Source organism: Streptococcus danieliae (genome assembly GCF_009767945.1).
GTDB lineage: Bacteria > Bacillota > Bacilli > Lactobacillales > Streptococcaceae > Streptococcus > Streptococcus danieliae.
Genome location: NZ_WSRS01000104.1, coordinates 1 through 5,470 on the forward strand (window position 1 = coordinate 1; position 5,470 = coordinate 5,470).

Here is a 5,470-nt window from a genome sequence, read left to right on the forward strand (position 1 = left end):
TATGTCTTACCAGAATCCAAGTTAGGCCGTGCTCTCAAATACAGTTTGGATTATGAGTCCACATTCAAAACTGTACTAGAGGATGGACGTCTCGTTCTATCCAATAATTTGGCAGAAAGAGCAATCAAATCCTTAGTAATGGGACGCAAGAATTGGTTGTTCTCCCAGAGTTTAGGGGGAGCAGAGTCTAGTGCGATTATTATGACTCTAATTGAGACAGCCAAACTCCACCAAGTGGACAGTGAAAAATATATAGTTTTCCTACTAGAACATTTACCAAACGAGGAGACTCTCGAAAAAAAGGAGGTTCTAGAGGCTTATTTACCATGGGCAAAACAAATACAAGAGCATTGTCGTTAAAGAAACCTCCAAGATTCAAAGCAAGCTGCTTACAATCTTGGAGGTTTTTTGATGTACCCTGTTATTGGGCGCTTACCTTCTTTTGCTTGGATAGCCGCATCATGATACAATAAGTTACAGAATTTAAAAGGAGCTTTCTATGAACCATTTAACAACCATGCTGACTCAAGAGTTCGGAATTGTTTTTGGCAATACGACCCTCTTGGAAACCGCTTTTACCCATACTTCTTATGCTAATGAGCACCGTCTCTTAAACATTTCACATAATGAACGTTTGGAATTTTTAGGAGACGCTGTTCTACAGCTCTTGATTTCGGAATATTTATATGGCCATTTTCCGGAAAAACCTGAAGGAGAATTGTCCAAATTACGGTCGATGATGGTGCGGGAGGAAAGTCTTGCCGGTTTTTCCCGGGACTGTAAATTTGACCAATACATCCGCCTGGGGAAGGGGGAAGAAAAAAATGGCGGACGCAATCGCGAGACCATCCTGGGGGATCTGTTCGAAGCCTTTCTAGGAGCCCTGCTTTTGGATCAGGGTGTTGATGCTGTCCGATCCTTTATCACTATCCACATTATCCCCAAAATTGAAACAGGTCAGTTTGAGCGTGTGGTGGACTACAAAACACAATTACAGGAGATTCTGCAGGCTGGTGGCGATGTCCAAATCCGCTACCAGGTATTGCAGGAGTCTGGACCAGCCCATGCCAAGGAATTTTTGGTGGGTGTTTTCTTAAATGACCAAAAGCTAACCCAGGGGACGGGACGCTCGAAAAAAATAGCGGAACAAGAGGCGGCCAAGAAGGCCATCGCTGAGAGGGAAGCAGATGTACTTAAAGGAAATTGAAATCCAGGGCTTTAAATCCTTTGCGGACAAGACCACGGTAACCTTTGATGAAGGCGTAACCGCGATTGTCGGTCCCAACGGCTCAGGGAAAAGTAATATTACAGAGAGTCTTCGGTGGGCCTTGGGGGAATCCAGTGTCAAAAGTCTGCGTGGGGGCAAGATGCCGGATGTCATTTTCGCGGGAACAGAGTCCCGTTCTCCTCTCAACTATGCCCGTGTGCGGGTGACCTTGGACAACCAGGACCAGTACTTGACCGGTCAAGGGGAGCAGGTTCAGATTGAACGGCAGATTTTTCGCAATGGGGATAGTGAGTATCGGATCGATGGCCGCAAGGTTCGGCTCAAGGATATCCATGAGTTGTTTATGGATACTGGTTTGGGGCGGGATTCCTTTTCGATAATCTCCCAGGGCAAGGTCGAGGAAATTTTTACCAGTAAGCCAGAGGAGCGTCGGGCGATTTTTGAAGAGGCTGCGGGTGTCTTGAAGTACAAGACCCGGCGGAAGGAGACTGAATCCAAGCTCAAACAAACCCAGGAAAACCTAGATCGCCTGGAAGATATTCTGTATGAGCTGGATTTGCAGCTCCCTCCTCTCAAAGAACAGGCGGAGGTGGCCCGCCGTTTTCAAACCTTAGATAGTCGGCGTTCTCAAGCTACTTTAGATTTAATCCTTGCGCAATTGGATCAAGGAAGGGTGGAGCTGGATCAAGTGGTTGCCGCTCTAAGTCAAGTTGAGGACCGGTTGAGTTCCTTTAAAGAGCGCCGTCGGGCCCTGGAGGAGGACTTACAGACTTGCCGGACCAAGAGTCAGGCAGTTGAAGCGGAGATGACCAAGAAGCAGGAAGATTTATTGGCCTTGACGTCCTTAGTGGCGGATTATCAAACCAAGCAAGCCTTGTTGCAGCAAGAAAGTCAGCAATCGGGTCAAGTGGAGACCGAGGGGCGTAAGCGTCTGGAGCTTTTGGGACAAGGAGAGGTCGAGCTGAGGGCAGCTCTGGAGCAGTTGGATGAGGAGTTGGCCTCAGAGAGGCAAAGCCTATCGGTCTTGCAGACTGAAGAGCAGGAGCTCCGCCAACGGCTGAGTCAGTCCGAGGATCCCGAGAGTCATTTGGAAAAATTACGGGAAGATTATTTGGAACTCTTGCGCCGGGAGGCGGACTTGAGTAACCAGGTGACCGCTTTGGAAACCCAGTTAGAGGCCCAGGTCTTGCGGGATTCTCAGAAAAGTCAAGAACGGCAAGAATTGAGCCAGCAACAAAAAGCGGCCTGGGAACAGCTGGACCGTTTAAGTGGGGACTTAGAAGCTGTTGAAAAGGAGCTGGCTGCTGCCCTAGCGGACTATCAAGCGCGGGATCAAAAACTTCTGCAGCAGCGTCAGTCTTATCAGCAGCACCAAGAAGCCTATTTCAGTCAGCTGGAGACAGTTCGTAAGCTAGATGCACGTAGGGAAAGTCTGGAAAATATTCTAGCCAACCACTCCAATCTCTATGCGGGTGTGCGCAGCGTCTTGATGGCTCAAGATCGTCTGCCGGGAATCCGGGGAGTGGTGAGTGAGCATCTCAGCTTTGACCTTCGTTTCCAGCAGGCCTTGGATGTAGCCCTGGGCGCTAGCAGTCAACATTTGATTGTGGCAGACGAAGAGGCGGCCACCCAAGCCATTGCCTATCTCCAAAAACAGCGGGCAGGTCGGGCTACCTTCCTTCCTCTGACACGGATTCAGGCTCGGACGATTTCGGAGCAACAGGCAGCTACTCTGGCGCAAGCTCCAGGCTTTTTGGGAATGGCTGTTGATGTTATCGCCTACGATCCAGAACTGGCCGGCATCTATGGGAACCTCTTGGGAACCATTGCGATTTTTGAAACCATTGACCAGGCCCGGCAAGCCGCTCGGCAGCTCAACTATCGCCTGCGTTTGATTACCCTAGACGGGACTGAAATTCGGGCCGGTGGTGCCTATGCCGGCGGGAGCCAGCGCAATAATCAGAGCCTTTTGCTCAAGCCTGAGTTGGAGCAGGTTCAAGTGCAACTCCAGGCAGCCCAGGTGCAACTGGGTCAGCAGGAAGCAGCCTTGGCCGCAATTAAAAAAGAGGTAGATGCAGACCAAGAAGAGCTGGATCAGCTGAAAATAAAGGGCGAAGCTATTCGCCACAAGGAACAAGCTATCCGCCTCAATTGGGAACAAGCCCAAAGTGATACTGACCGCCTCCAGACCCTCTTAGACAAACAAGTCCAAAAAGAAGGCCTCAAGCAAACACCGCAATTACAGGAACAGGTGACCAGCTTGAAAGAAGATCTCCAGAAACTGGGACAAGACAAAATCAAGTTGGAACAAGACCTAGAGGCACTGCGTGAAAACAAGGATGCCCACCGCGACCAGGTCAAGGAACTGGAAGAGCAACTCCAACTCCTCCTAGTCGAGCAAACCAGCAAAAAAGGCCAACTCACCCTCTTGCAAAGTCAGCAGGAAGCCAAAACAGCTCAGTTGACCAGCATCAACCAGGAGCAAGAAGACCTAAAGAGTCGCCTCCAGCAATTGGCATCTCTGGAAGAATTGCAAGGCCAGGCCGATACTTTGGAAAAAGCTCTTCAGGAAACCCAGACGCAAAAGGAGTCCAATCAACAGAGCTTGATCCGCCTACGCTTTGAAAAGGAAGACCTAGAAGCCCAGGTTGAAGAACTCAATGACCAACTAGACCAAGCTCGCTCTGAAAACGAAGGATTAATCCGTGAAGAAGCCCAACTAGACTCGCAACGCTCCAATTTAGAAGCAGCCTTGCGCCGGGACTTGCAACGCCTAACCGATGATTATCAATTAACAGTTGAAGCAGCGCGTGAGCAGGTCCAGCCCGTTCAAGACCTGGACCAGGCACGCGCCGAAGTCAAAGACCTGGAGCAGGCCATCAAGGCCCTCGGCCCTGTCAATCTGGCAGCTTTAGAACAATATGAAGAAGTACAGAGCCGGCATGACTTCTTAATGGGTCAACGCCAGGATATCCTGGATGCTAAGAGTCTATTGATGGACACCATGGATGAGATGAACCAAGAAGTTCGCGAACGCTTCCAAACAACCTTTGAAGCTATTCGCCAGAGCTTCAAGGAAACCTTCAGTCAAATGTTCGGAGGCGGTCAAGCCGACCTCTTCTTAACTGATCCTGATCTCCTCGTCGCGGGTGTAGAGATTTCTGTTCAACCACCCGGTAAAAAGATCCAATCTTTGAATCTGATGAGTGGTGGCGAAAAGGCTTTGTCAGCCTTGGCTCTACTATTTGCCATTATTCGCGTCAAGACCATTCCCTTTGTGATTTTGGATGAGGTTGAGGCAGCCCTGGATGAAGCCAATGTCAAACGCTTTGGTGATTACCTCAAACGCTTTGACCAACGCTCCCAATTTATCGTCGTAACCCACCGCAAAGGAACCATGGCCGCCGCAGATAGTATGTATGGCGTGACCATGCAGGAATCAGGAGTCTCCAGTCTGGTTTCCGTCCGTCTTAAGGATCTGGAAGAAGGCAGTTAGTCAACCGAAAATTAAGAAAACGCTATCCCCCCTTCTCGTAGATGATTGATGAGAAGGGGGTTGCCGTTTTTCTGAACATTGTAGCATGTTTTATTTGAAAAAAAAAGAAACCATGGTATAGTTAGAGTAAGAAAAGAAAGCGTTATCAATTCAAAGCTTATAGGACGAAAAAACTCAGTGTATACAATACGAGTTTGGGATAAAAGTCTTCCCTTTCCTATTTTATACATAAGTTTTGAGTAGAAACTGACTGCTGATTGTAATCCTAAGGATTCCTTGAAAAAATTTGATGATGGAAAGTAATAGGTATTGTTCGGGATAATTTATGAAGAGCTTATAAAAAGTGGGTCTCTATCTGTGGAAGGGAGGAAAAGATATTTGTGTTCAGATTGATATACCCAAAGGTGGAGTTACTTTGATAGTTTATGGGCACCTCTAAAAACTCATACTTATTGTCGCCTTATTTCAAATAAGTAGGTATTCCTATTTGGTAGTGCGGACGTGAGCAGTCTCCTTCGGAGTCTCATCACTAAATTTTGAGCCAAGGTCTTAAAATCTACGCCATCTAGCAGTTGTTTCTAACTGCTGATGGTTCCACTACAGTAGAAATACCTGCTTTTCTTTATTTTCACTCCCTAAGTTTTATGAGATAATAGAACTACTAAGATCAACGAGGTACTATCATGCTATTATTTTCCGACGATGAACGACTTCTAGAAAAACTGTCACAATTGGGAAATCAACTA

The 5,470-nt window shown here is 47.7% G+C and carries 3 protein-coding genes; all 3 read left to right on the forward strand.

The window, feature by feature from the left end; all coding sequences use genetic code 11:
- On the forward strand, positions 1 to 360 hold a 360-nt coding region (locus tag E5983_RS08445), incomplete at its 5' end, for an IS66 family transposase (RefSeq protein ID WP_160332692.1).
- A 139-nt stretch (positions 361 to 499) separates the two neighbouring features.
- Positions 500 to 1,207 carry a ribonuclease III gene (gene rnc, locus E5983_RS08450; RefSeq protein WP_160333407.1) on the forward strand — a complete coding sequence of 236 codons (708 nt, stop codon included), beginning with the start codon at positions 500 to 502 and terminating at the stop codon, positions 1,205 to 1,207.
- Positions 1,188 to 4,724, forward strand: a complete 3,537-nt coding sequence (gene smc / locus E5983_RS08455; RefSeq protein WP_160333408.1) for a chromosome segregation protein SMC — start codon at positions 1,188 to 1,190, stop codon at positions 4,722 to 4,724. Before rnc ends, smc begins: the two co-directional genes overlap by 20 nt.
- The last annotated feature ends 746 nt before the right edge of the window (positions 4,725 to 5,470 follow it).

Excerpts from the sequence above, each read along its gene's own strand:
- rnc (WP_160333407.1), top strand. The coding sequence starts at position 500 with ATGAACCATTTAACAACCATGCTGACTCAAGAGTTCGGAATTGTTTTT.
- smc (WP_160333408.1), top strand. The coding sequence starts at position 1,188 with ATGTACTTAAAGGAAATTGAAATCCAGGGCTTTAAATCCTTTGCGGAC.